Raw genomic sequence first — 24885 nt, 5'->3', positions numbered from 1 at the left:
CTACCCAAGTGCGCGCCGAGAGCCCGTTCAAGTCCGACAACACCGCGTCCAACATGTGCGGCTTCACCTTGATGAACAACCAGGTCGGCGTGATCGTGGCCGAGGTGATGGGGACCAAGGACAACGTGCGGATCACCCACCTGCCGTCGATGATCCGCGTGGACGCGAAGAACCGGATGGACGTGGTCTACAGCGAGATCGACGAGGCCGCAGGCGAGGAGGAGGGCTGGTTCAACTCCGCCGAGTTCGAGGAGAGCATGTCCACCCACTACGGCCGGATGGTGCACCTGGACGACCGCACGATCATGTTCGCCAACCCCGAGGACGCGGCCGAGTACCTCGACTTCGACCTCAAACCGATCCGCTGACGCCGACCACCACAACGGAGTGAGGGCAGGAGAATGTACGAAAAGGACGGCCAGAAGTACTTCGTGGTCGACGGGCACACCCACTTCTGGGACGCGAGCCCGGAGAACTGGGTCGAGGGGCAGGAGGAGTACGCCAAGGGCTGGATCGAATGCTTCCACGCCTACCAGGGCCTCGGCCCGGCGGACACCCACTGGCCGATCGACCGGTTCCAGAAGTACTCCGAGGAACTGATGATGCACGACCTCTTCGAGGCCGGGCACGTCGACGTCGCGATCTTCCAGCCGACGAACCTGCGGCAGTGGTACCGCAACGGGTTCAACACCACCGAAGCCGACGGGGCGCTGGCCGAGAAGCACCCGGGCAAGTTCCTCGTCAACACCTACTTCGACCCGCGTGAGGGCGATGCGGGCATGAAGGCGTTCGAGGAGCGGGTCAAGCGCTACGGCTGCAAGGGCGTCAAGCTCTACACCGCCGAGTGGCTGGGCGACTCCCGCGGCTGGAGCCTGAAGGACCCGGAGGCGTTCCGCTACCTGGAGAAGTGCGAGGAGCTGGGCGTCAGGAACGTCCACGTGCACAAGGGCCCGACGATCTGGCCGCTGGACAAGGACGCGTTCGACATGTCCGATGTGGACCGCGCCGCGACCAGCTTCCAGGGGCTCAACTTCATCGTCGAGCACGTCGGACTGCCGCGCATCGAGGACTTCTGCTTCATGGCCACGCAGGAGCGCAACGTCTACGCCGGCCTCGCGGTCGTCGTCGGCGGGCTCATGCACGCCCGGCCGAAGTTCTTCGCGAAGGTGATGGGCGAGCTGATGTTCTGGCTCGGCGAGGACAAGCTGATCTTCGGCGCGGACTACGCGATCTGGGAGCCGAAATGGCAGGTCGAAGGGTTCGTCGACTGGCAGATGCCGGCCGACGAGGAGCTGTCCGACTTCGCGCCGCTGACGGTGGAACAGAAGAAGAAGATCCTCGGGCTGAACGCCGCCCGGCTCTACGACATCGACGTGCCCGAGGAGCTGCGGCTCGAGGCGCCGAAGGTGGTCGAGCCCGTCGGCGTGCCGAACCCGTGACCGCGCTGGAGGAGGTCCGCGCCTGCCACGCCGCGGTGTGGCAGGCGCTGGGCACCGTCCGCGACCCCGAGCTGGACGAGCCGCTCACCGACCTCGGGTTCGTCGCGCGGTGCGCGGTGGACGGCGGACGGGCGGCCGTCGAACTGCGGTTGCCGACCTACTTCTGCGCGCCGAACTTCGCGTTCCTCATGGTCGCCGACGCCTACGACGCCGTCTCCGCGGTGCCCGGCGTCACGAGCGTCGAGGTCCGGCTGGTCGACCACTTCGCGGCCGAGGCGATCAACAGGGGTGTCGCGGCGCGGGCGGGGTTCGTGGCCTCGTTCGCGGGGGAGGCGGTGAACGAGCTGGACGAGCTGCGGGCCACCTTCGTCCGCAAGGCGGTGCTCGCCGGCACCGACCGGGTCTGCCGCGCGCTGCGCAGGTCCGGTGTGGACGGTGACCGGCTGTCACGGATGACGTTGGGCGAGGTGCCCGCGAGCCCGGACCTGGAACGGCTCCGGGCCAGGCGCCGGGAACTCGGGCTGCCGTGCGGGGACGGCGATCCGCTGCTGGTCGACCCGGAGACCGGCGAGGCGGTGCCGCCGTCGGACGCGGCGCGGCACCTCGGATTCGCGCGGCTGACGCGGGCGGGGCAGGAGGCCAACTCCGGGGTCTGCCGGGACATGCTGCGCGTGCGGTACCCGCACACCGGAGAACAGGAGGGCGCACGATGAAAGCGGTGCGGCTGCACGCCTACCACCAGCAGCCGGTGATCGAGGACGTTCCGGAGCCGCAGGCGAAGGAACCCTTCGACGTCGTGGTGAAGATCGGCGGCGCGGGTGTGTGCCGGACCGATCTGCACATCATCGAGGAGCAGTGGGCGGAGAAGTCCGGCGTCACGCTGCCCTACACGATCGGGCACGAGAACGCGGGCTGGGTGCACGAGATCGGGCCGGGCGTGACCAACGTGGCGGTCGGCGACACGGTGATCCTGCACCCGACGCCGACCTGCGGGCTGTGCCACGCCTGCCGCGCCGGCAACGACATGCACTGCGAGAACTCGGTCTTCCCCGGCATCGACTCCGACGGCGGGATGGCCGAGTACCTGCTCACCTCCGCGCGGGCGTGCATCAAGCTCGACCCCGGCACACAACCCGCGGACGTCGCGGCGCTCGCGGACGCCGGGATCACCGCCTACCACGCGGTGCGCAAGGCGGTGCCGCAGCTGTACCCGGGCACGCTGTGCGTCGTGAACGGCGCCGGCGGGCTGGGGCACATCGGCATCCAGTCGCTGCGCGCGCTGACGGCGGCCACCGTGGTGGTCGTCGACCGCAACGCCGAGGCGCTCGAGCTCGCGGCCGGGCTCGGCGCGGACCACACGGTGCTGGCCGACGGCAAGCAGGTCGACGCGGTGCTGGACCTGACCGGCGGCAACGGCGCCGAGGTCGTGCTCGACTTCGTCGCCGAGCAGGGCGCCCAGCAGGACGCCTTCGCGATGACCCGGCGGGGCGGCTCGCACTTCGTCATCGGCTACGGCGGCAACATCGACATCCCGACGATCGACATCATCTCCACCGAGCGCAACGTGATCGGCAACCTGGTCGGCACCTACAACGACCTGGTGGAGCTGATGGTGCTGGCGCAGGCCGGGAAGGTCACGCTGCACACGAAGAAGTACCCGCTGGACGCGGCACTCGACGCGCTGGCCGATCTGGACGGCGGCCGCGTGCGGGGCCGGGCGATCCTCACCCCCTGACCACTCGCAGCGGAGGAGTGACGAAACGATGGCGAAGGAACTGCGGTTCGGTGCGGACGCCCGCGGCCTGCTGCTGTCCGGTGTGGACAAGCTGGCCGAGGCGGTGAAGTCCACGCTGGGTCCCAAGGGGCGCAACGTGATCATCGAGAAGATCACCGGCTCGCCGGTGGTCACCAACGACGGCGTCACGATCGCTCGGGAGATCCACCTGAAGAACCAGTTCGAGAACATGGGCGCGCAGCTGGTCAAGGAAGCCGCGATCAAGACCAACGACGTGGTGGGAGACGGGACCACCACGGCGACGGTGCTCGCCCAGGCCATCGTGCGGGAGGGCATGGCGGCGATCGCGCGCGGCGGCAACCCGGTGCTGGTCAAGCGCGGCATCGACCACGCCGTCGGCCGCCTGGTCGAGCACCTGGAGAAGGTCGCGCACCCGGTCGTCACCGAGCACGACTACGCCCGGGTCGCGGCCATCTCCGCCAACGACGACGACGCGGTCGGCGCTGTCATCGCGAAGGCGCTGCACACCGTCGGCGACACCGGTGTGGTCACCGTCGAGGAGGCCCCGCGGATCGGGATGACCGTCGACTTCGTGGAGGGGTTCGAGTTCGACAACGGCTACCTCTCGCCGTACCTGGTCACCGACCCGGGCAGGCTGGAGGCCGTGCTCGACGACCCCTACATCCTGATGTGCAGCGAGAAGATCACCAAGGTGCAGCAGCTGATGCCGTTGCTGGACAAGGTGATGCGCGCGCCGCGGCCGCTGGTGGTGATCGCCGAGACGGTCGAGGGCACCGCGCTGAGCATGCTGGTGCACAACCACGTCAACGGCACGTTCCAGGCGTGCGCGATCCGGGCGCCCGGCTTCGGCGACCGGCGGCTGCACAAGCTGGAGGACCTCGCCGCGGTCGTCGGGGGCGCGGTGCTGTCCCGGCACTCCGGGTTCACGCTGGAGACGATGACGCTGGAGCACCTCGGGCGGGCCCGGCAGGTGCGGGTGACCGAGAACAAGACGACCGTCGTCGACGGGGCGGGATCCGCCGACGACGTCGAGTTCCGCGTCACCCAGCTGCGCGCGGAGCTGGAGCGCGCCCAGTTCGGCGTGGACGAGGACGTCCTGACCGAACGCATCGGCGCGCTGACCGGGAAGGTCGCGATGATCCACGTCGGCGCGGCCACCCCGGCCGAGCTGAAGGAGTTGCAGCACCGGGTCGAGGACGCGTTGTCCGCGACCAGGGCGGCCATGGCGGAGGGCATCGTCGCCGGGGGTGGGGCGGCGTTGCTGCATGCCGAAAAGGTGCTGGCCGACACCGGCCTGGCGGGCGACTACGCCACCGGGGCGGAGATCGTGCGGCGGGCGCTGGCCGAACCGGCACGGCTGATCGCGGCCAACGCCGGCTACCCGGCCGACGAGGTGGTGGCGCGCACGCGTGACCTCGGCGAGGACGAGGGGTTCGACGCGCTGCTCGACCGCTACGGCAACATGATCGAGATGGGGATCATCGATCCCCTCCGGGTGTGCCGCTCGGCGCTGCAGAACGGCGCCTCGGTGGCCGGGCTGCTGCTCACGACCAACTCGCTGGTCGCCGAGGAGCAGACCCCGTGGGGCGGCAGCCCCGCGCTGATGACCGAGTTCGGTCCGCTGGACGAGGGGTTGCACCAGCCCTCGCCCGATTCCAGTACTCCGCAGTCGCTCGGGATGGGCCCGTCGGTGGGCTGATCTCCCGTGCCCGTGAGGTGGAACGTCATGTCAGAGACAACGCAGAGCACCAACGTCCATCCGGAAACCGTCCCCCACGTCCAGGACCTGCGGGCGATCGTCGAATCGCCCGGCCACCCGGCGAGCGTCGTGGTCGGCGCGGGCGGTGATCCGCTGATCCTGGCCCTGCCGATCTTCGCGGTCGGGTCGCTGGCACTGGGCATCGCGCTGACCGGGGTGATGCTCCCGCTGGCCGCCCTCGGCGCGGTGCTGCCCATCGTGCTGTTCGCGACCGGCGTCGGCCTGGTCATCTCCACGGTGTGGGCGCTGCTGCTGGGGCAGACGATGGTCGCCGGCATCACCGGCACGTTCGCCGGGTTCTGGCTGAGCCTGGGCGGGTTGCTGCTCGGCCTGACGCACAACTGGTTCGGGCTGCTGCCCGAGGTGGCGGTCCAGACGCAGGAGATGTTCTTCATCTGCTGGGCGTGCCTGTTCGTGTTCCTCCTGGTGCCGTGCCTGCGGCTGCCGGCGGTCTACCCGCTGATCGTCGGGCTCGTGGTGGCCGCGCTGGCGCTGGCCGCGACGGCGCTGCACGTTGGCGACGCGACCCTGTTCGAGTTCTCCGGGTACGTGGTCCTGGCGTTCGCCGCGCTCGGGTTCTACGCCTTCGTGAACGTCGGGCTCACCGCGATGGGGGCTCGCAAACCCTTCCCGCCGCTGGGCAGGCCGCTGCTGTCCTGACGGCGGACGCGAGCGTGCGCCGGGAGCCGGCCGCGACTCCCGGCACACGCGCCCACACCGCAACGGCAGATGGGCAAACACGCCGCCCCCACGGGCAAACACGCCGCCCCAGCCGGTGTGTTTGCCCGTCCGGGTGGGGTGTTTGCCGGTCCGGGTGGGGTGTTTGCCGGTCCCGTCAGGCTCCGGGCAGCGGCACGCGCAGGCTGGACGTCCCGGTGAGGTCCAGCCACGCCGACTCCGGGCCGCGCACCAGCTTCAGCACCACGGCGTCGCAGCCGGCGCAGCGGGCCACCAGGCCCGGCGCGTGCCGGTAGACGCGCAGCGACGCGACCGCGTCGACGCGGCCGCAGGCCACGCAGCGGGTCGTGGCGGCTGTGATGTCCACGGCGAAGATCTCGCCGGCCGGGCCGGCCAGTGCGTTGCCGTCTTCGAAGGGCTCGCTCATGTCAGCTCCCGCTGGGCCCGAAGCGTTCGGTCTTGACGCGCCGCGGATCGTGGCCGAGCGCGACGAGCACGTTCGCCACCGCCTCGACGAACCCGGTAGGCCCGCACACGTAGCACTGCGGCCCGAACTCCGCGGGCCAGCCCGCGGAGTTGACGTCGGCCACCCCGATCCGGTGCGGCTCGCCCGGCCAGTCCGCCGGGCCCTTGCGCGTGTAGACGAACGTGACGTCCAGCCCGGCCTCCGGGCGGCGCAGCTCGCCCGCGTAGTACACGTCCTCCGGGGTGCGCACCGAGTACAGCAGCTTGAACGGCGCCCGGCTGCCTGCCTGGCGCCGGGCGCGGATCATCGCCATCAGCGGCACGATCCCGGCGCCGCCTGCGACCAGCAGCACCGGGTCGGTTGACGCCGGGCGCCAGACGAACCACCCGCCCACCGGGCCGCGCAGCTCGACCGGGTCGCCGGGCGCGAACACCTCGGTCAGGAACGGCGACACCTCGCCGCCGGGCACCCGCTGCACGGTGATCTCGACGCGCTCGCCGTCGGCGGGCGCCGCGATCGAGTACGTGCGCGTCGTGCTGTAGCCGTCCTCGGCGGTGAGCCGGACGTCGACGTGCTGCCCGGCCAGGTGCCCCGGCCAGCCGGGCACGTCCAGCACGAGGGTGCGCGCGGTGGGCGTCTCGTCCCGCACCTCGGCGAGCCGTCCGACCCGCCACGCCAGCGTCCCCTGGACCACGTCAGTCCCCCTGGTAGCGCTGCTCGCGCCACGGGTCGCCGTAGCTGTGGTAGCCCGCGGCCTCCCAGAAGCCCAAGTCGTCGTCCAGCATGAGCCGCAGGCCCTTGACCCACTTCGCCGACTTCCAGAAGTACAGGTGCGGCACCAGCAGCCGGGCCGGGCCGCCGTGCTCGGCGGGCAGGTCCTCGCCCTCGAACTCGTAGGCGATCCACGCCTGGCCGTCGAGCAGGTCCTCCAGCGGCAGGTTCGTCGTGTACCCGCCGTGCGACTCGACCATCACGTAGTCGGCGGCCGTGTCCACGTCCTCCAGCAGGGTGTCCAGCGAGACGCCGCGCCAGGTGGTGCCGAACTTCGACCACCGCGTCACGCAGTGGATGTCCACCGTCGGCGTCTCCGACGGCAGCGCCTTGAGGTCCGCCCACGTCCACTCGTGCTTCTGCCCGGTCTCGGTGGTGACCGTGAAGCGCCAGTTCTCCAGCCGCACCCGGGGCGTCGGCCCGGCGGAGAGGACGGGGAAGTCCTCCACCAGGTACTGCCCCGGCGGCAGCTTCTCGTCCGCCGATCGCGCCCGGCCCTGGAACCCGGGAGTCACAATCCCCATCTGCTTCCCCTTCCTCGTCCCGCGAGTCTAAGCCGTGCTTTACTAGAACGTGTTCTAGTCGCCGGAGACGGGAGGCCGCTGTGCGGTTCGGGGTCGTGTTGTTCACCAGTGACCGCGGGATCACGCCGGCCGCGGCGGCGAAGGCGGCCGAGGACGCCGGGTTCGACTCGTTCGCGGTGCCGGAGCACACGCACATCCCGGTCCGGCGGGAGGCGGCGCACCCTGGCACCGGCACCGCCGAGCTGCCCGACGACCGGTACCTGCGCACCCTGGACCCGTGGGTCGCGCTCGCCACCGCGGCCTCGGTGACCTCGCGGATCACCCTGTCGACCGCCGTCGCGTTGCCCGCCGAGCACGACCCGATCACCCTGGCCAAGACGATCGCCTCGCTCGACCACCTGTCCGGCGGCCGGGTCGTGCTCGGCGCCGGGTTCGGGTGGAACGTCGACGAGCTGACCGACCACGGCGTCCCGGCCGGGCAGCGGCGCACGGTGGTGCGCGAGTACCTGGAGGCGATGCGGGCGCTGTGGACCGACGAGGAGGCCGCCTACGAGGGCGCCCACGTCCGGTTCGGCCCGTCCTGGGCGTGGCCGAAACCGGTCGGCGAGGTGCCGGTGGTGATCGGCGCGGGCGGCACCGAGCGGACGTTCGCCTGGATCTCGCGCTCCGCCGACGGCTGGCTGACCACGCCCCGGGACCACGAGCTGGACGACAAGGTGCGGCTGCTGCGCAAGATCTGGCAGGACGCCGGCCGGGCGGGCGAGCCGCGGGTGGTCGCGCTCGCCGGGCGGCCGGACGAGGAGGTGCTCGCGCACTGGCGGTCGCTCGGGGTGACCGAGGTGCTGTTCGGGCTGCCGGACCGGGACGCCGGCCAGGTGGCGGCCTACATCGCGAAGCTGGGGGAGCGGCTGCGGCTGGGCTGATCAGGCGCGGGACCGGTAGGCCCGCATCTTGTGCCGCGCCCCGCAGATGTCCATGCTGCACCAGACGCTGTTGCCGGCCGGGGAGCGGTCGTAGAACAGCCACCGGCACTCCGGCGCTCGGCACGGCTTCAGCCGCCGAGCCCGGCCTGTCACCTCGGCGCGGAACAGCACGTCGAGCAGCCGCGCGATGAGCCCGTCGACGCCCTCGCCCGCCGGGGCCAGCGCGGGCCCGGGCCAGCGCGGCCCGGCGACGGTCGCGGCCGCGAAGGCGTTCAGCTCGGCGGCCACGTCCACGCCGTCGAGGTGGTCGCGCAGCGTCTCGCGGAACCGGACCAGGCGCGCCAGATCCCGCTCGTCCAGGGGCAACTCGCCCAGTTGGTGCTCGGCCAGCCAGTCGCGGGCCGAGCCGGGCGTGCCGAAGTGGTCCTCGCCGTAGAGGAAGCGCGCCGAGTTGCCGAACACCTCGAGCGGACGCAGATCGTCCGGCGCGGCGGGGCGCGAGTAGGCCATACCGGCAGGTTACCTACCCCGCCAGCCGCCCCACCGCCACGAACACGCAGACCGCCAGCACCAGCAGGTTGACCGCGCTCGTGCGGTACTCGCGCAGCTTCGCGTGGCTGATCGCCGCCCCGGCCATCACGACGGCGAGCCCGATCGCGGCGGCGGGCGTGAGCACGGGCGCGATCCCGGTCGCACCGGGCAGGATCAGCCCGAGCACCGCGGCCAGCTCCGCGGCGGCGACCACCCGGATGACGGGCAGCGGGAAGAACACCACCCCGGTCTGGCCGGTGTCGAGCATCCGCTGCTTCGACTGGGTGGACTTGAGCAGTCCGGACACCAGGAACAGCGCCGCGAGCAGCCCCTGGCAGATCCACAACACGACGTTCACCTGACACGCCTCCTTCCGTCTCACCCACCGGACGAGGCGGCGCGGGCTAACGTGACCGCATGGCCAACGAGGACGAGGCACGCGACTGGAACGGCGACACCGGCCGCTACTGGGCCGACCACGCCGAGCACTACGACGCGATGCTCGCGCACCTGACCCCGCACCTCCTCGACGCCGCCCGAATCGAGCCGGGCGAGCGGGTCCTCGACATCGGCTGCGGCTGCGGCACCACCACGCTGCTCGCGGCCGGGCGGGGCGCGACCGTCCTCGGCGCGGACCTGTCCGGCCCGATGCTCGCCGTGGCGCGGGAGCGCGCCGCCGGGCTCGACGGGGTGCGGTTCGAGCAGACCGACGTGCAGGTCCACGACTTCGGTGCGGGCTCGTTCGACATCGCGCTCAGCCGGTTCGGCGTGATGTTCTTCGACGACCCGCTCGCCGCCTTCACCAACGTCGCGCGGGCGCTGCGGCCCGGCGGGCGGCTGGCGTTCCTGTGCTGGCAGGACGTGCGCGAGAACGAGCACCGGGTGCTGGCGCTGGACGCGGTCGCCCCGCACGTCGACACCGCCGACGCCGTCCCGCCCGGCCCCGGCCCGTTCTCGTTCGCCCAGCCGGGCTACCTGCGCGAGCTGCTGACCGGCGCCGGGCTGACCGGCGTCGCCGTGGACGACGTGCGGGCGCCGGTCCGGCTCGGCGCCGACGCCACGTCGGCGGCCGATTTCCTGCGTCGCGGCGCGATGCTGCGGACGATCTTCGAGCGGTACCCGGCGGAAACGGTCGAGCGGGCGGTCGCCGCGCTGACCGAGGCCCTCGTCCCGCACGAGACGCCCGACGGCGTGCTGCTGGGCGCGGCTGCCTGGCTCGTCACCGCGCGCCGGCCGTGACGGAGTCCCTTCTGGACAGCGCACTCTGATTCCACAGTGGAGGAGTGGGGTTCGTCTCGCACGGCCGGAAAACGATTGCTCCTGCGGTAAATTGGGGCAACGTGCCCGCTGAACCGCTGCTCACCCTCGGCCCGTGGCAACTGCTGTTCCTCGTGGTGGCCGGGGTCGGGGCGGGCCTGACCGGTTCGATCGCGGGGCTCGCGTCGCTGGTGTCCTACCCGGCGCTGCTGGCGATCGGTGTGCCGCCGGTCACCGCGAACGTGACCAACACCGTCGCGTTGATGGGCAACACGGTCGGCTCGGCGGCCGGTTCGCGTCCCGAGTTGCGCGGGCAGCGCGCCCGGTTGCTGCGGCTGTGCGCGATCACGGCGGTCGGCGGCGCGGCGGGCAGCGCGCTGCTGCTGCTCACTCCGGAGGGCACGTTCGCCTACATCGTCCCGTTCCTGATCGGCGGCGCGTCGATTCTCCTGCTGTTCTCCCCGCGCCTGGCCGAACGCGCCGGCCGTGGTGACGGCGGGCTGACCGCGGGCACCGCCACGGGCGCGTTCCTGGTCGCGATCTACGGCGGCTACTTCGGCGCGGCGGCCGGGGTGATCATGCTGGCGCTGCTGTCCGCGGCCTGGGCGCAGCCGCTGGCCAGGACGAACGCGGCGAAGAACATCGTCACCGGTGCGGCCAACCTGGTGGCCGCCGTGGTGTTCGCGTTCACCGGCTCGGTGCTCTGGCCCGCGGCGGCGGCCCTGTGCCTCGGTCTGGTCGCCGGATCCTTCGTGGGGCCCGCGGTGGTCCGCCGCCTGCCCGCGGCGCCACTCCGGGTCGCGATCGCGCTGGCGGGCATGGGCCTGGCCGTCACGCTGGCCTGGCAGGCCTGGAACTAGAAGTGCTACCTTCGCGGGCGGTGCCGAGGGGCGCTGCGACGGGCCCGGCCCGCCACGCTCGGCACCGTCTCCTGCAGCAAGGGCGCCTTCTCACCCGAGGAGGCGCAGATGCTCGTCGGACACCTCGCCGCGATCTTCCGCTACCCGGTCAAGTCCATGGCCGCGCAACCGCTGGACGAGGCCGCCGTCTCCTGGCACGGCCTCGACGGTGACCGGCGCTGGGCGTTCGTCCGGCCGGGCCAGGAGGCGAACGGCTTCCCCTGGCTCACCATCCGCAGGCGCAACGACCTGGTCCGCTACCAGGTCGTCGGCGAGTCCCAGGTCCGCACCCCGGACGGCCGCCTGCACGACGTCACCGATCCCGCGCTCGCGGCGGAGCTCGGCGCCGCGAGCGTCCAGAAACTGGACCGCGGCACCTTCGACAGCGCGCCGTTGTCCCTGATCACCACCCGCAGTGCCGGCGCCGAGCCGCTGCGCTTCCGCCCCAACCTCCTCGTCGACACCGACGTGCCCGAGGAGGACTGGATCGGCCGCACGCTCCGCATCGGCGCCACCCGCATCCGGGTCGACCGCCGCGACCGGCGCTGCGTCGTTGTCAACGTCGATCCGCGCACCGGCCGGCGCGCCCCGGCCGTCCTGCGCCGCATCGCGCGTGAGCACGACATGTGCCTCGGCGTCTACGGGTCCACTGTGGAACCGGGCACGGTCGGGGTCGGGGACGAGGTCGTCGTGGTAGCGTGAGCCGGCCAGTCGTGCCCCGCGAGGGGCCAGGGAATCCGGTGCGAATCCGGAACTGACGCGCAGCGGTGAGCGGCGACGGGCGGGACAACGGCCACTGGACCACGCGGTCCGGGAAGGCGTTCCGCCCGGACGACCCCGAGTCCGAAGACCTGCTGGCACCCCCGCCACGGGGGAGACCGCCGGACCGGGCTCCGCGCATGAGCCCTCGACGCTAGGGGCCGCTGTGCGCCGATCGATCACCTTCCCGCTGCTCGCCGCCGTGCTGGCGCTGACCGGGTGCGCGAGCGCCACCCCCTCCGGAGACACCGCCGCCGTGGCCGTCGACAACTGCGGCCACCAGGTCCGCGTGCCGGAACCGCCGCGGCGGGCGGTCGCGCTCAACCAGGGCGCGGCGGAGATCATGCTGTCCCTCGGCCTCGCCGACCGCATGGCGGGCACCGCCACCTGGACCGATCCCGTGCTGCCGCACCTGGCCGCGGACAACGCGAAGGTGCCCCGGCTCGCCGAGAACTACCCGTCGTTCGAGACCGTGCTCGCCACCGAGCCGGACTTCGTCGCCGCCTCGTTCGGCGCGATCCTCGGCAAGGGCGGCGTCGCCACCCGCGAGCAGTTCGAGCAGCTCGGGGTGCCCGCCTACCTGTCGCCGACCGAGTGCGCCAAGGACACCAGCGGCGGCGGTGACGGCGCGCGCACCGAGACGCTGACCATGGACGCCGTCTACACCGAGATCCGCGACCTCGCGCGGATCTTCGGCGTCGAGGACCGCGGCGAACAGCTGGTCACCAGCCTGCGGGAACGGATGCGCGCGGTCGCGGGCGCAGGCGCGAACGCCCGGCTGATGTTCTGGTTCGCCAACTCCGAGGCCCCCTACCTGGCGGGTTGCTGCGGCGCGCCCGGCATCATCACCACGACCGTGGGCGCCCGCAACGTCTTCGACGACACGCGCGAGGAGTGGCCGCAGATCAACTGGGAGACGGTCGCCGAACGCGACCCGGACGTGATCGTCCTCGGCGACCTGACCCGCCGTTCGCAGACCGCGGAGAACGCGGCCGCCAAGATCGCGTTCCTGGAGTCGCACCCGGTGACCCGCGACCTGACCGCGGTGCGGAACAAGCGGTACGTGCTGCTGTCCGGGCAGGCGATGAACCCGACGTTGCGCACCGTGGACGGCGCCGAGCAGGTCGCCGCGGCGCTGCGCGGGTTCGGGTTCGGCGGGTGACGCGCACCGCGCGCGTCCTGCCGCTGTGCGCCGGGGGCGTAGCGCTGCTCGTGGTGTCGGTGGCCGTCGCGGTGACGATCGGCCCGGCCGGGATCGGCGTGGGCGACGTGTACGCCACCGTCCTGGCCCACCTCGGTCTCGGGGAGCCGGTGCTCTCGCCGGTCCGCGACGGGATCGTGTGGCACCTGCGGATCCCGCGCGCCCTGCTCGCCGCCGTGTGCGGGGCGGGTCTGGCGGTGTGCGGGGCGGTCATGCAGTCGCTGCTGCGCAACCCGCTGGCCGACCCGTTCGTGCTCGGGGTGTCCTCGGGCGCGTCGACCGGCGCCGTGCTGGTCGTGGTGCTCGGGGTCGGCGGGGGAGTGGTGTCGTTGTCCGCGGGGGCGTTCGCCGGGGCGGTGCTGTCGTTCGGGCTCGTGCTGCTGCTCAGCCAGACGCTGGGCGGCACCACCGAGCGCGTGGTGCTGTCCGGGGTCGCGGCGATGCAGCTGTTCTCCGCGCTGACCTCGTTCGTCGTGCTGACGGCCGGGGACGCGGAAACGACGCGGGGCGTGTTGTTCTGGCTGCTCGGGTCGTTCAGCAGCGCGTCGTGGTCCGAGGTCGGCGTGTGCGCCGCGGTGCTGGTCGTCGCGCTGCTGGTGTGCTTCGGCCACGCCCGGACGCTCGACGTGCTCGCCTACGGCCAGGACCTCGCCGCGGCGCTCGGGGTCGCGCTGACGCGCACGCGGATCGTGCTGATGTGCGTCACCGCGCTGCTGACGGCCGCGCTGGTGAGCGCCTGCGGGGCGGTCGGATTCGTCGGGCTGGTGCTCCCGCACGCGGCCCGCGCACTGGTCGGCCCCGGCCACGGACGTCTGCTGCCGGTGACCGCCGTGGCCGGCGCGGTGTTCCTGGTATGGGTCGACACGCTGGCGCGCACGGTGCTCGACCCGCAGGAGGTGCCGGTCGGCGTGGTCACGTCGATCATCGGCGTGCCCGCGTTCGTGGCCGTGCTGTACCGCAGCCGTCCACAGTGGACGCGGCGGGCGGCCGCCTAAGCGCTCAACGGGTCACCTGATCGCGTCGCGGCCGGCATCGGTGAGTTTGGCGGGGATGCGGGAGCCGGTGCCGGGGACGCGGCGGACCAGGCCGGCGTGGATCAGCAGTCGCGCGCCGAACTGGTCGCAGCAGGAGAGTCCGTCGACGTACACGTGCGGCTCGCTGCTCGCGGTCAGTTCCACGCGGCCGTCGGCAACCGCTTTCAGGAACTCGACGTCGCGGTGGCTGAGGGTGGACGCGGTCATCGCTGGCACCTTTCCGAGAACGGTGTGGTGCGCCACAGAATAGAGGATCGTTGAACAATCGAGCAACCGGGTTGACGGATCGTTCAACAATCGCTAGCGTCGTGGGGCATGCGAGCCAGCTCACAGGACACCCGGCAGACCCTCATCGGCGGCGACCCCGACGACATCTCCTGGATTCCCTGAAATTGTTGAAGACCTGCCAGTAACACGCCCTGCTTTCGCCTCGATTCACTGATAAGGCCCGCGCGGAGGGTGGGCGCGACACCTCCGGCACCGCCGTCTTGCCCGCGCTCGAACTCCCCCTCGGAGCGTTGTGGCAGGCGAGTGGCCCCCGAGTGCGGACTCCCAACTGCCCCGCGCTCGGGGGCCCTATTCGTACACCACGTAGACCGGTTCCGGCTGCAGCCCGACCACCTGCTCGGGCGTCATCAGCGGTTGCCCGCCGCGGGTGTCCTCCTGGTAGAAGAGCTTGAACCCGGCCTTGACGTGCGGCGGTTTGCGCTTCATCACCTGGTCCCAGGTGGCCTTCTTCGCCTCGGCGCTGCCGATGCCGTCCACCACGTTGATCACCGCGACCCCGTTGTGCCGCTTCAGCCCGGCGATGTCCCGCACGACCGTCACCGCCACCTGGTGGTAGACCATGATCTTCTCCGGCAGCCGGTGCCGCGCCACCAGCGAAGCGAGGTAGGCGGCCACGCCGTCCAGTTCCTCGCCGGTCGTCACGCCGAACTCCTCGCCCGGCACGACGCCCGGTTCCACCGCCCACTCCGGGTCCAGCGCGACACCGACGTCCGGCTCGGTCAGCCAGCGCTCGAACGCCTTGACCTCGGGCAGGAAGTCCGCGCGCCCCGGCTGGATGTTGAGCAGCAGCTGCCCGTCGAGCGCCCGCGCCGCGTCGAGGTAGCGCTGGATCGTGTTGTCGTTCGCCCGGCTGCGGTACATGCCGTCCGGGCCCGGCGTCGGGTTCACCGTCGTCGCGATCAGCTCGACCACCGGGACCACCGGCCGGGTCCGCGGGTAGGTGCCGATCAGCTCGCGCAGCTGCGCGGACGCCTCCTGCAGATCACCGGTCATCCGCCCCAGCGCCGGGCTGCCCGGCGCGCCGCAGTAACCGACCAGCAGGTGGTCTTCGACCACGCTGTGCGCGGCGACCTGCGCCGGAAATCCGCGCAACCCCGCCGCGGGCGCATCCAGCGGCGCCGGCCGCCCGGAAAGCGCCTGCCTGGGAAAGAAACCCTCACCACCGCTGCTGCAGGCGACGCTCGCCGCGCCCGCCAGGGCCGCGGTGAGGAACGCCCGCCTGCCGACCGTGCTCCCCGCCATGACCACGGGATGCCCTGGTCTCGACCACTTACACACAGCAGCGGGAAAATCACTCCCCGCGAGACGGCTTCGTTACCGTCAGCCGGGCAGCAGTTCGGTCACCAGCTGGGTGAGCTGGCGCAGGTTGCGGCACTCGTGCATCGGCACCACGCGCGCGTACCGCAGGGCGGCGGAATCGCCCGTGCCCCAAGCCGATCGCGCCTCCGGGTTGAGCCAGTGGACGTGCTTGGCCCGCTCCGCGATCCGGCGCACCGCGTCCAGGTTCGGGTCGCCGCCGTTGGTGCGGCCGTCGCCGAGGATCAGGACCGAGGTGCGCGGCCCGACCGCGTCCGGCCACCCGTCCACGAAGCTCGCCAGCGAACCGCCGTAGTCGCTGCTCATGCCCCAGCGGGTGAGCTTCGCCTGAGTCAGGATGCGCCGCGCGAGCCCCTCCGGGTCCGCCGCGCCCGCGGTGACCAGGCCGGTGATCTCGTCGGTCAGCTCGACGAACGCGAACGTGCGGATCTTGCTGAACTGGTCCGACAGCGCCTGCACCAGCAGCAGCGTGAACTGCGCGAACCCGGCCACCGACCCGGACATGTCGCACAGCAGCACCAGTTCCGGGCGGCCGGGACGGCGGTCGCGCATCGCCGGCCGCATCGGCACCCCGCCGGTGGCCAGCGACCGGCGCAGCGTGCGGCGCAGGTCGATCTGCCCGCGCCGGGCACGGCGGCGGCGCGTTGCCAGCCGGGTGGCGAGCTTGCGGGACAACGGCTGGATCGTGCGCCGCAGCTCGGCGAGCTGGGCGCGGGTGGCGTTGGTGAAGCTGACCAGGTCGGTCTGCGGCGGCACCGCGTACTGCGCGATCCGCTCACGCCCGCGCAGCTCGGCGGTGCGGCGGCGGGCTTCGGCCTGCACGGCCTCGCGGTAGGTGGTGATCCGGGATTGCGCCTCGCTGCGGGCGACGGCGTCGCCGAACGCGCTGTCGTCCGTGCGGATCGCGGCGAGAACCCGGTTCAGCAGCGCGTCCGGCCGCACCCGGTCCAGCGCCTGGTAGGCCGACCAGCCGCGCATCCCGTTCGCTCCGCCCCCGCCGGACCCGCCTTCGCCGAACGAGCCGTACCGGCCGAACTGGTCGACCGCGGCCGAAGCGAGCGCCCGCAGGCGTTCCCCGTCGCCCTCGGCGAGCGCGGCGACCAGCGCTTCCCGCAGCTCCGCCGCGTTCGCGGGCGCGTCCCCGGCCGTCTCCGCGGCGCCGACCGCGACCGGGAAGTACAGGTCGAACAACGCGTCGAAGGTGCCCCGCTGCCCCGAGCGGCGCAGCACGGTCGCCGCCAGCGCGGCCCGCAGCTGCTCGCGGTCGGCCAGCCCGAGCACGTCCACGGCCGCGGCCGCGTCGACCGTTTCGCCGGGACCGACCGGGATGCCGTGCTCGCGCAGCGAGCCGACGAACTCGACCAGCCGCCGCGCCAGCGCCGGGGAGGTCATGACAGCAGCGAGTCGAGCCGCAGCTCGGCCGCGGCCTTCCGGTGATCGCTCTGGTACTTCAGGATCACGCCGAGGCTGGTCTCGACCACCTGCTCGTCGAGCGTGTCGGCGCCCAGCGCGAGCAGCGTGCGCGCCCAGTCGACGGTCTCGGCGATGGAGGGCGCCTTGCGCAGTTCCATCGTCCGCAGCGCGGCCACGACCCGCACCACCGAGTCCGCCAGGCGCGCGTCCAGCCCGGGGACCTTGAGCGTGACGATGTCGCGCTCCAGCTCCGGCGTGGGGAAGTCCAGGTGCAGGAACAGGCAGCGCCGCTTGAGCGCCTCCGACAGCTCACGGGTCGCGTTCGAGGTGAGCAACACGAACGGGCGACGCTGCGCGGTGATCGTGCCCAGCTCCGGCACGGTCACCTGGAAGTCGCCGAGGACCTCCAGCAGCAGGCCTTCCATCTCGACGTCGGCCTTGTCGGTCTCGTCGATCAGCAGGACCGTGGGGTCCGGGTTGCGGATCGCCTTGAGCAGCGGGCGGGGGAGCAGGAACTCCTCGCTGAACACCTCGTCGCGGGCCTGTTCCCAGCCCTCGTCGCGGCCCGCGGTGATGCGCAGCAGCTGTTTGGCGTGGTTCCACTCGTAGAGCGCGCGGGCCTCGTCGATGCCCTCGTAGCACTGCAACCGGACCAGCTCGCTGCCGGTGGCCTGCGCCAGCGCCCGCGCCAGCTCGGTCTTGCCGACCCCGGCCGGGCCCTCGACCAGCAGCGGCTTGCCGAGGCGGTCGGCGAGGAAGACGGTGGTGGCGACGGCGGTGGACGCCAGGTAGCCCGCGCCGGCCAGGCGCTCGACGACCTCGTCGACCGAGCCGAACAACGGCTCCTGCATCGGCCCTCCCTGGGTTGGTGCGCAACCCACCCATTCTGGGCCCTCGCGACCTGATCCCGCGGCTGTCGTGCCCAATCTCACGCCGCGTAGCGGGTGACAGCCGCCAGCGCCGCACGCAGTCCGGAGACGTCCCCGGTCACCGTCAGCGGGTCGGCCGGCCCGCGCCCCCACAGCCACAGGTACACGTCCGCCGGCGCGCCGGACACCCGCCCGTCCGCGCTCGCCGCCGGTTCCGGTCGCACCAAGGGATTTCCGGTCCCCGAGGGCATCCGCACCGTCCACACGCGACCGGCGCACCGCACCTCGAACACCTCGCCCGAGGCGTCCACCGACACCGTGTCCTCGGGCGCCGGCCGGTTGCCCTCCGCCAGCCACACCGTCAGCACCTCGTCCACCCCGTCGGCGGCCAGCGCCGGATCCACCACCGGCGGCAGTCCCAGCGCCTGCTCCAGGTCGACGCGGTGCACGGTGAACTCGTGGGCCATCCGGCGGCGCCAGAACCCGTAGGTCCGGTCGGCGGGGAACCAGGTCTGGCAGGGGAAGCTCGGCGGGCGGCTGGCGAGGCTGCGGAACAGCCCGTCGGCCGCGGCCCGAAACCAGCTCAGCACGTCCTGCCCCGCGGGCGGCTCCTGTTCCCACTCCAGCGGCAGCGTCTGGCTGTCCACCCAGTCGGTCACGCGGTGCGCCACCCCGCCGAGGTGACGGACCAGCGCGCCCGCCGTCCACCCCGGACACGCGGGCACCGGGAGGTCCGGATCGGCCGGAGCGGCGAGGACCCCGATGCCGTGGATCTCGGCGCGCAGGGTGTCGAGGAGGAACGGCTGGTCGGGTTTCGTCATGACCCGCCGAACATACCGGGTGGGTGATCGCCGTGGGGGCCGGATCGGTTCCGAAGTGGACATCCCGGCCCCTTCTGTCACAAGGGCTTTCCGGCCAGCCGCATGCGAACCCGGATGGTCGTGCCGTGCGGCGCGCGGTGTGTGCGGACCAGGTCGGCCAGGTCGTTGACGAGCAGCAGGCCGCGCCCGGACAGCTGACCCCGTTCGGGCGGACGCCGTCCGGCGAGCGGGTCGGTCAGCCGCCCGCCGTCGATGACCGAGCAGACCAGTTCCGCGCCCTCGCGCCACAGGCTCAGCTCGCACGCGGTGCCGGCGTGCAGCAGGCTGTTCGTCGCCAGCTCGGTGACGATCAGCTTCAGGTCCTCGGTGCGCGCTTCGCCCAGCCCGAACTCCAGCGCGTACGCGGCGACGGACCGGCGCGCCACGGACAGGTCGTCGGGCACCTGGACGCGGAACGTCACCGCGCCCACGGCCGGTTTCAGCTCGTCGTTGTACCGGGCGACGAGATCGTCCCACGCGTAGGTGTCGCTGCCGCGCCGCACGCCACCCTCGGTGACCAGTGGGTGCGTCACGTGGGCGTCGGCGATCGCGACCGGGTCGAGCGCCTTGGTGTCGTACGGGCACACGATCGTCACGTCGCGGCCCGCGAAGGCCGGGTTGATGAGAGCCTCGTGCTGAGCGCAGGCCGGGTACTCGACGGCGGACCGCCCGTCCCAGATGGGCTCGCCGATGATGCGCACGCGGGCGGCGTCGCGGTGCCGGTCGGCGAAGCCCCGCAGCACCTGCGGGATGATCCGGCCCGGGTTGCGGCCCGCGACGCCCATGTCGAGCAGGTGCACGCGGCTCGCGTCGTCGCCGAGCGCCTCGCGCAGCAGCGACAGGTTGGGCTCCGGCACGGCGGCCGCCACCGGATCGCCCGCCGCCAGGCCGTCGGTCAGGAACGGCACCAGCCCGGCCAGGTACTCCTCCGGTGAGCCGTAGAACAAGGCCTCGTGCACGAATCCGGTGCTCATCGCGGCGCCTCCACGTGGATGTCCTCGAGTTTCAGGACCTCCACGACGCTCGCCGGTCCCGGGCGGGGAGCGCGCAGAACCACCTCGGCCGCGTGCCGCCTGGCGTGCTCGGCCAGCGTCAGCAGGTTGCGGTGGTCGATGAAGTCCAGGGTGGCCGCGTCGAGCACCAGCCGGCCGCCGACCGGCCGGGGGTCGACGTGGCCGAGTGCGCGGGGGAACAACTCGGCCGAAGCGAGGTCGAGTTCGCCGCCGAGGCTCGCGCAGCAGCCGCCGCGGGCCGAGGCGTGCAACCGGAAACCCGCGCCGTTTTCGTTGGCGCTCGGGTGGAGCGCGGACAGCAGCGCCAGGGTGGGCCGGTCCAGCTTCCGGCGGTCGTAGCCGCACAGCGCGGAAAACGGGTGCACCGCGGAGTAGCCGTCCGCGAGGTGCTCGAACCGCGCCAGCGAATTCAACCGCGTGGGTGACCGCAACAGCCCGGTGACGTCGGCCGCCACCCGCAGGCCCCGGTAACCGTCGGCCAGCGCCGCCTCGGTGGCCTTCGCGTAGATCCGCAAGCGCACGTGCGGATCGCCGAGCGCGCCGAGGTCGTCGAGCGAAACCACCCGCAGATCGCCGCGGCGGCGGGCCTCGCCGCCGTCCACGATGCCGTCCAGATCCGTGGCCAGGCGCGACACCGGGCCGGTCCCGGCGTAGCAGACCCGGTGACCCAGGGCCAGACCCTCGGCCAGGAACTCCCGAACCCGGGACCGGAACTCGGCCGGGTCCTCGTAGCCCCAGCACAGGTGGTCGTGGCAGCCGAGGCCGCGCGCGTCCACGACGATTCCGGACCGTCTCATCGCATCCGAGCGTACCGCGCCGCGGCGGCCGGGACAGGGTCCGTCGCGCCCGGCGGTGGTACTGCCGGAGGCGCGTCGACTACGCTGGGTTGGACGCGGTTCAGAGCGCAGCCGCAGAATGCTGTCGCCGAAGGGTAGGCGAGCGCGTCATGTCACGGGCTCCGCGTGTTCCGGAGGAATCCGCCGGACTCAGCACATCCACACCGCTGCACGTCTCGGTCCGCTGGCCGAGTCGCGACGTCGCCGTGCTCGCGGTCGGCGGCGAACTCGACCTGGCCACCGCGGGCAGGCTGGAGGCCGCGTTCCGCCGCTTGATGGCGCGACGGCCGCGCGTGGTCGTGGTCGACCTGAGCGGGGTCGCGTTCCTCGGATCGTCCGGGCTGGCCGCGATCACCGCCGCGCTCACGTCGGGCGTCGTGCTGCGGATCGTCGCACCGGGCTCGCTGGCCCGGATCTTCGCGCTCACCGCGCTGGACAAGGTGCTCGACCTCTACGGAACCGTCGACGAGGCGCTGGCCGCGGGCTGACCGTCCGGGAGTTCACCCGCGCAGGGCCGCTTCGATCCCGGTGAGCAGGCATTCCAGGCCGAATTCGAAGCGGGTGGCGGGATCGACGTCGTCGGCTTCCAGCACCCGCCGGTTGAAGTGCGGGTACCGGCCGGACTCGACGACCTGCCGGACGTAGGCGCCCACCCAGTTCCGCCACTCGTCTTCGGTCATGCCGGTGCGGCGCTGGACCTCCAGCTCGGCCAGCTCGGCGGACACCGCTCCCAGCACGTGGGTGTTGATCGTGTCCACCACCATCGTCGCGAGCGTCGGGTCGCCGGTCATCCTGGAGACGATGCCGAGGTGGTGGTCGGCGCGCGCGATCACGTTCGGCCCGAGCGTCGGGTGGCGGGCCGCCTGCTGGGCGAGCCAGGGGTGCAGCAGCATGACGGCCCGCTGGCGGCGGGCCAGCTGGGCCAGCTCGGCGCGCCAGTCGTCGCCGGGTTCGGGCAGCGGCTCCTCGCCGATGATCGTGTCGACCATCAGCTCGAACAGCTCGTCCTTGCCGGCCACGTGCCGGTAGAGCGACGTGGTGCCGGTGCCCATTTCCGCCGCCAGCCGCCGCATGGACAGCGCGTCCAGTCCCTCGGCGTCGGCGATCGCGATGGCCGTCCGGACGATCTTCTCCTCGGTGACGACCGGCCGCGTCTTCGTGGTCCGGTCGCGCATCCAGACCATCGTCGGCGGCTTCTTCGCGGGCGGCATGGGCACAGCGTACTTCTCGGGTACAGTGTTCCCAAGAACGGGAACAGTGTTCCCGACTGGGAGGAGGAAGCTCATGTCGGATGTGGTGATCGCCGGTGGTGGGTCGGTCGGCCTGGCCGCCGCGGTGTTCCTGGCGCACCACGGGGTGCGCGCGCACGTGGTGGAGCGCCGCGCGGGTCTGTCGGAGCACCCGCGGGCGCTCGGTCTCAGCCCGCGCACGCTGGAGTTCTTCCGCGAGGCCGGCCTGACGGCGGAACTCGACGCCGTCGCGGTCCGGTCGACCGAGATGTGGAAGGCGGACGCGCGCACGGTCGCTGAGATCGACCGGGCGAACGCGCCGCGGCGGACGCCGTTCACGCAGCCGGAGATCTCGCCGGAGCAGCCCGTCGGCCACTACCCGCAGGACCGGCTGGACGCGGCGCTCCTGCCCGCCGCGCGCGAGCGGGGCGCGACAGTGGAATTCGGCGTGGCCGTCGCCGGGGTTTCGCAGGACGCGGACGGGGTGTCGGTGGAGCTGTCCGACGGGCGGGTCCTGCGGACGCGGTACCTCATCGGGGCGGACGGGGTGAAGACCGCCGTGCGGCCTGCGCTCGGGATCGGCACGACCGGTCCCGGCGAGGTGGGGGAGCCGGTGCTGAACATCCTGTTCGAGGCGGATCTCACCGGGTTCTTCGGCGCGCTGCCGACGATGGTGGAGATCGGGCACCCGGACGTGCGGGGGATGCTGCTCAGCGTCGGCGAACGGCGGTGGGTCCTGCACACCGGCGCGCCCGGGAGCCCCGAGGAACTCATCCGGACGGCGCTCGGCGCGGACGTGCCGGTGCGGGTGATCGCCGCGAAGTGGTGGCGCGCGACGCTGCGGATGGCCGAGGAGTTCCGCGCGGGGCGGGCGTTCCTGGCAGGGGACGCCGCCCGGTCGGTCTCGCCGCTCGGGGCGTTCGGGCTCAACACGGGGATGGCCGACGCGCACAACCTGGCGTGGAAGCTGGCGCTGGTGCTGGCAGGCCAGGCCGGTGACGGACTGCTGGACACCTACCACGACGAGCGGCACGCGGTGGCCGAGTTCGTGACGCGGCAGGCCGTGCTGCGCTGGGAGAACCCGCGGCTGCACTGGGACCCGGCCGCGGTGGCGGAGCGGGAGGCCGTCGGGGCGTGGAACGCGCCGCTGGTGACGATGGGCTACCGGTACGACTCGACGGCGGTCATCGACGCGGTCGTGCGGCCACCGTCCACAGAGGATTTGGCGGCCGCACTGGATGGCGCCCCGGGATCCCGGTTGCCGCACCGGTGGGTCTCGCCCGGGGTGTCCACTCTGGACCTGGTGGGATCCGGGTTCACGGTGTTCGCGGGCGAGGTGTCCTGGCGCGAGGCCGCGGAGAAGGCCGCCGCCCGGCTGGACGTCCCGATGGGCGCGGCGGTGCTGCCGGACGCGGACTGGTTGTCGACGATCGGCATCGAGAAGGGCGGGGCCTTGCTGGTGCGCCCGGACGGCTTCGTCGCCTGGCGCTCGCCGGTCGCCGTGGCGGGCGCGGATGCGGTGCTGGAGTCGGTGGTGGCGCGGGTGCTGGCCCGCTAGCCGGCGCCGATGCGGGCGACTAGTTCCGCGCGGGCTGGTCGAGGAACGTCCCTGTCGTGCTGGTGCGCGCGGGTGTTCCTGCGCCGCCGATGCCGTGGCGCGGGTGGGCCCTTAGGCGGCGCCGATGCGGGCGGCCAGGTCCGCGTCGACCGGGTAGGGGCGCTCCTCCGGGAGGAGTGCGCGGGCCTCGTCCAGGCGGCGGTCGCGCACCAGCGCTTCGATCTCGTGGGCGCGTTCCGTCTCGTCGGTCAGGCCGGTGATCCACTCGCCGACGTAGCGGTCGGAGGCCTCGCCGGCAAGGCCGATCTGGATGGCGCGTCGCGGGAGCGGGCGCAGGTGCAGGTTCTTGTCCGGGTCCCACTGGATGCGCACCGGGCTGGTGGCGAGTTGCCGTCGCCACGCGTCGTCGCTGGGGTGGTGGCCCGGGTCGAACGCGGACAGGCACGAGTGTGCCAGCGCCCATTCGAAGCCGGCGCGGGTGATGGTCACCGCGAGGACCCGTTCCTGGCCGGGTTTGCGGGCCCAGCCGCTGCGGTAGGCCATCCAGAGGAACGACGGTTTGATCCAGGTCATGCGGCCGCGCTTGAACGGCGGCACGAACGTGCCGGCGCGCAGGGCGGGCTCGGCGATCTCGGGGGAGTAGGCCTGGTACACGACGATCGTGTCGTCGTCGTACCGGGCACGGATCTCATTGCTCATGTGGGTGATCTTCGGGCATGGGCGCAAGCGGTTTTGCGTGCGAGACTGGGGCATGCTCTTCGACCGCGCGGCGATCGAGGGACTGGCGGCGGGCCGCGTCACGGTGGCCTTCCGCAGGTGGGACGCGCCCCGCGTGCGCCCCGGCTCCCGGATGCGCACCGCGGCCGGGGTGGTCGAGGTGACCTCGGTGGACGAGGTCGCGACGGTGACCGACGAGGACGCCAGGGCCGCGGGCTACGAGTCGGCGGCGCAGATGCCCGACCGCGGTTCGGGACGGCTGTACCGGATCGGACTGCGCGTGGCGGGCCCGGACCCGCGGATCGCCCTGCGGGAAACCGCCGACCTGACGGACGACGACCGCGCCGCGATCGGCGCCGCGCTGTGGCGGATGGACCGGGTGGCGGAGGTCCCGTGGACCGGCGCGTTCCTGAGGCTGATCGCCGACAACGAGGGCGTGCGGGCCGTGGAGCTGGCCGAGCGGGTCGGCCTGGCGCGCGACGTGTTCAAACGCCGTGTGCGGCGCCTGAAGGAACTCGGCCTGACGGAAAGCCTGGAGGTGGGTTATCGCCTCTCGCCGAGAGGCAGGGCATTCCTCGAAGGCGGCGACGCCTGAGCCGCACGCCCGGCACGGTGCTGCCGCGGCCATCGCCCGCTGCGGTGACGGCCGGGATGCGCGGCAATCGGACTCGGCGCCCAGGAGGGGGTGCCGCCCCAGGAGCGGTATCTCCTCCGCAGGGGGAGAAGTCGCCTCCCGGCCAGCCGCCCGCGGCCGGTCGCCCGCGGCCGGTCGCCAGCGGCCGGTCGGC

At 72.5% G+C, this 24885-nt stretch carries 29 protein-coding genes and 2 riboswitches; of the genes, 15 read left to right on the top strand and 14 right to left on the bottom strand.

Translation table 11 applies throughout. The features are described 5' to 3' along the window. The first annotated feature begins 8 nt into the window (after positions 1–8). From mimD to AMY39116_RS0337365, 6 genes are read left to right on the top strand one after another with little or no spacing between them, the layout of a single operon-like run. Complete coding sequence (gene mimD, locus AMY39116_RS0337390; protein ID WP_020422707.1) at positions 9–368, top strand: propane 2-monooxygenase effector subunit MimD; 360 nt, start codon at positions 9–11, stop codon at positions 366–368. 33 nt (positions 369–401) lie between these two features. After that, positions 402–1439: an amidohydrolase family protein gene (locus tag AMY39116_RS0337385; protein WP_020422706.1), complete on the top strand. Its 1038-nt coding sequence runs from the start codon at positions 402–404 to the stop codon at positions 1437–1439. Continuing rightward, complete coding sequence (locus tag AMY39116_RS0337380) at positions 1436–2152, top strand: iron-sulfur cluster assembly protein (RefSeq protein ID WP_020422705.1); 717 nt, start codon at positions 1436–1438, stop codon at positions 2150–2152. Before AMY39116_RS0337385 ends, AMY39116_RS0337380 begins: the two co-directional genes overlap by 4 nt. Then, a complete protein-coding gene (locus AMY39116_RS0337375) occupies positions 2149–3174 on the top strand; it encodes an NAD(P)-dependent alcohol dehydrogenase (protein ID WP_020422704.1) in 1026 nt (341 codons plus the stop codon). The genes AMY39116_RS0337380 and AMY39116_RS0337375 overlap by 4 nt, the downstream gene beginning before the upstream one ends. A gap of 28 nt (positions 3175–3202) precedes the next feature. After that, on the top strand, positions 3203–4894 hold the full coding sequence (gene groL / locus AMY39116_RS0337370) for a chaperonin GroEL (RefSeq protein ID WP_020422703.1): 1692 nt from the start codon (positions 3203–3205) through the stop codon (positions 4892–4894). A gap of 27 nt (positions 4895–4921) precedes the next feature. Beyond that, positions 4922–5614 (top strand): GPR1/FUN34/YaaH family transporter, encoded by a 693-nt coding sequence (locus tag AMY39116_RS0337365; protein WP_020422702.1) that lies wholly within the window; start codon positions 4922–4924, stop codon positions 5612–5614. Positions 5615–5789: 175 nt separating this feature from the next. On the opposite strand, the gene AMY39116_RS0337360 is transcribed toward AMY39116_RS0337365, so the two are convergent. Genes AMY39116_RS0337360 through AMY39116_RS0337350 form a run of 3 tightly spaced genes read right to left on the bottom strand, consistent with a single transcriptional unit; the run spans position 5790 to position 7393 of the window. Next, on the bottom strand, positions 5790–6059 hold the full coding sequence (locus tag AMY39116_RS0337360) for a DUF6510 family protein (RefSeq protein WP_020422701.1): 270 nt from the start codon (positions 6057–6059) through the stop codon (positions 5790–5792). Position 6060: 1 nt separating this feature from the next. Continuing rightward, positions 6061–6792 (bottom strand): ferredoxin reductase, encoded by a 732-nt coding sequence (locus tag AMY39116_RS0337355; RefSeq protein WP_020422700.1) that lies wholly within the window; start codon positions 6790–6792, stop codon positions 6061–6063. 1 nt (position 6793) lies between these two features. Next, on the bottom strand, positions 6794–7393 hold the full coding sequence (locus tag AMY39116_RS0337350; RefSeq protein ID WP_020422699.1) for a sulfite oxidase-like oxidoreductase: 600 nt from the start codon (positions 7391–7393) through the stop codon (positions 6794–6796). Positions 7394–7473: 80 nt separating this feature from the next. Here AMY39116_RS0337350 and AMY39116_RS0337345 point away from each other — a divergent pair, with 80 nt between their 5' ends. Continuing rightward, positions 7474–8316, top strand: coding sequence for an LLM class F420-dependent oxidoreductase (locus tag AMY39116_RS0337345; protein ID WP_020422698.1), 843 nt, complete (start codon positions 7474–7476; stop codon positions 8314–8316). Here AMY39116_RS0337345 and AMY39116_RS0337340 read toward each other — a convergent pair whose 3' ends face one another. Both AMY39116_RS0337340 and AMY39116_RS0337335 read right to left on the bottom strand, forming a co-directional pair. Continuing rightward, entirely contained in the window at positions 8317–8826 is a 510-nt protein-coding gene (locus AMY39116_RS0337340; RefSeq protein ID WP_020422697.1) for a CGNR zinc finger domain-containing protein, read from the bottom strand. Between the two features lie 13 nt (positions 8827–8839). Continuing rightward, entirely contained in the window at positions 8840–9205 is a 366-nt protein-coding gene (locus tag AMY39116_RS0337335; protein WP_020422696.1) for a DoxX family protein, read from the bottom strand. 59 nt (positions 9206–9264) lie between these two features. On the opposite strand from AMY39116_RS0337335, the gene AMY39116_RS0337330 reads away from it, so the two are divergent. The 5 genes from AMY39116_RS0337330 (at position 9265) to AMY39116_RS0337310 (ending at position 13958) form a co-directional block, all read left to right on the top strand. Further along, complete coding sequence (locus AMY39116_RS0337330) at positions 9265–10086, top strand: class I SAM-dependent methyltransferase (RefSeq protein WP_020422695.1); 822 nt, start codon at positions 9265–9267, stop codon at positions 10084–10086. Positions 10087–10187: 101 nt separating this feature from the next. Beyond that, entirely contained in the window at positions 10188–10964 is a 777-nt protein-coding gene (locus tag AMY39116_RS0337325) for a sulfite exporter TauE/SafE family protein (RefSeq protein WP_020422694.1), read from the top strand. Positions 10965–10983: 19 nt separating this feature from the next. Further along, positions 10984–11059, top strand: a riboswitch (S-adenosyl-L-homocysteine riboswitch). Between the two features lie 13 nt (positions 11060–11072). Further along, complete coding sequence (locus AMY39116_RS0337320; RefSeq protein WP_020422693.1) at positions 11073–11705, top strand: MOSC domain-containing protein; 633 nt, start codon at positions 11073–11075, stop codon at positions 11703–11705. 28 nt (positions 11706–11733) lie between these two features. After that, positions 11734–11856: riboswitch (cobalamin riboswitch) on the top strand. A 72-nt stretch (positions 11857–11928) separates the two neighbouring features. Further along, positions 11929–12924: an ABC transporter substrate-binding protein gene (locus AMY39116_RS0337315; RefSeq protein ID WP_020422692.1), complete on the top strand. Its 996-nt coding sequence runs from the start codon at positions 11929–11931 to the stop codon at positions 12922–12924. Continuing rightward, positions 12921–13958 (top strand): iron ABC transporter permease, encoded by a 1038-nt coding sequence (locus AMY39116_RS0337310; protein WP_020422691.1) that lies wholly within the window; start codon positions 12921–12923, stop codon positions 13956–13958. The genes AMY39116_RS0337315 and AMY39116_RS0337310 overlap by 4 nt, the downstream gene beginning before the upstream one ends. Before the next feature lie 12 nt (positions 13959–13970). On the opposite strand, the gene AMY39116_RS0337305 is transcribed toward AMY39116_RS0337310, so the two are convergent. From AMY39116_RS0337305 to AMY39116_RS0337275, 7 genes are all read right to left on the bottom strand, one after another. Continuing rightward, positions 13971–14204 (bottom strand): hypothetical protein, encoded by a 234-nt coding sequence (locus tag AMY39116_RS0337305; protein WP_020422690.1) that lies wholly within the window; start codon positions 14202–14204, stop codon positions 13971–13973. A gap of 369 nt (positions 14205–14573) precedes the next feature. Next, a complete protein-coding gene (locus AMY39116_RS0337300; RefSeq protein WP_235716297.1) occupies positions 14574–15527 on the bottom strand; it encodes a hypothetical protein in 954 nt (317 codons plus the stop codon). 78 nt (positions 15528–15605) lie between these two features. Further along, complete coding sequence (locus tag AMY39116_RS0337295) at positions 15606–16994, bottom strand: VWA domain-containing protein (protein WP_020422688.1); 1389 nt, start codon at positions 16992–16994, stop codon at positions 15606–15608. Beyond that, positions 16991–17866 (bottom strand): MoxR family ATPase, encoded by an 876-nt coding sequence (locus AMY39116_RS0337290; RefSeq protein ID WP_020422687.1) that lies wholly within the window; start codon positions 17864–17866, stop codon positions 16991–16993. The genes AMY39116_RS0337295 and AMY39116_RS0337290 overlap by 4 nt, the downstream gene beginning before the upstream one ends. Before the next feature lie 77 nt (positions 17867–17943). Continuing rightward, complete coding sequence (locus tag AMY39116_RS44230; protein ID WP_020422686.1) at positions 17944–18705, bottom strand: maleylpyruvate isomerase family mycothiol-dependent enzyme; 762 nt, start codon at positions 18703–18705, stop codon at positions 17944–17946. A 77-nt stretch (positions 18706–18782) separates the two neighbouring features. Then, positions 18783–19718 (bottom strand): anti-sigma factor RsbA family regulatory protein, encoded by a 936-nt coding sequence (locus AMY39116_RS0337280; protein ID WP_020422685.1) that lies wholly within the window; start codon positions 19716–19718, stop codon positions 18783–18785. Next, positions 19715–20554, bottom strand: coding sequence for an MEDS domain-containing protein (locus tag AMY39116_RS0337275; protein ID WP_235716296.1), 840 nt, complete (start codon positions 20552–20554; stop codon positions 19715–19717). The genes AMY39116_RS0337280 and AMY39116_RS0337275 overlap by 4 nt, the downstream gene beginning before the upstream one ends. Positions 20555–20703: 149 nt before the next feature. Here AMY39116_RS0337275 and AMY39116_RS44225 point away from each other — a divergent pair, with 149 nt between their 5' ends. Continuing rightward, positions 20704–21081, top strand: a complete 378-nt coding sequence (locus AMY39116_RS44225) for an STAS domain-containing protein (RefSeq protein ID WP_027936570.1) — start codon at positions 20704–20706, stop codon at positions 21079–21081. Between the two features lie 12 nt (positions 21082–21093). Here AMY39116_RS44225 and AMY39116_RS0337265 read toward each other — a convergent pair whose 3' ends face one another. Next, positions 21094–21804 (bottom strand): TetR/AcrR family transcriptional regulator, encoded by a 711-nt coding sequence (locus tag AMY39116_RS0337265; RefSeq protein ID WP_020422682.1) that lies wholly within the window; start codon positions 21802–21804, stop codon positions 21094–21096. A 73-nt stretch (positions 21805–21877) separates the two neighbouring features. Here AMY39116_RS0337265 and AMY39116_RS0337260 point away from each other — a divergent pair, with 73 nt between their 5' ends. Then, complete coding sequence (locus tag AMY39116_RS0337260; RefSeq protein WP_020422681.1) at positions 21878–23380, top strand: FAD-dependent monooxygenase; 1503 nt, start codon at positions 21878–21880, stop codon at positions 23378–23380. Positions 23381–23491: 111 nt separating this feature from the next. On the opposite strand, the gene AMY39116_RS0337255 is transcribed toward AMY39116_RS0337260, so the two are convergent. Beyond that, complete coding sequence (locus AMY39116_RS0337255; protein WP_020422680.1) at positions 23492–24079, bottom strand: DUF4291 domain-containing protein; 588 nt, start codon at positions 24077–24079, stop codon at positions 23492–23494. A 52-nt stretch (positions 24080–24131) separates the two neighbouring features. Here AMY39116_RS0337255 and AMY39116_RS0337250 point away from each other — a divergent pair, with 52 nt between their 5' ends. Further along, positions 24132–24692 carry a winged helix-turn-helix transcriptional regulator gene (locus AMY39116_RS0337250; RefSeq protein WP_020422679.1) on the top strand — a complete coding sequence of 187 codons (561 nt, stop codon included), beginning with the start codon at positions 24132–24134 and terminating at the stop codon, positions 24690–24692. Positions 24693–24885: the final 193 nt, after the last annotated feature.

The organism is Amycolatopsis sp. ATCC 39116, assembly GCF_000231075.2.
Classification (GTDB): Bacteria; Actinomycetota; Actinomycetes; order Mycobacteriales; family Pseudonocardiaceae; genus Amycolatopsis_E; species Amycolatopsis_E tucumanensis.
Note: the sequence above shows the minus strand (reverse complement) of the source record. Positions and strands in the feature narration are given on the sequence as shown.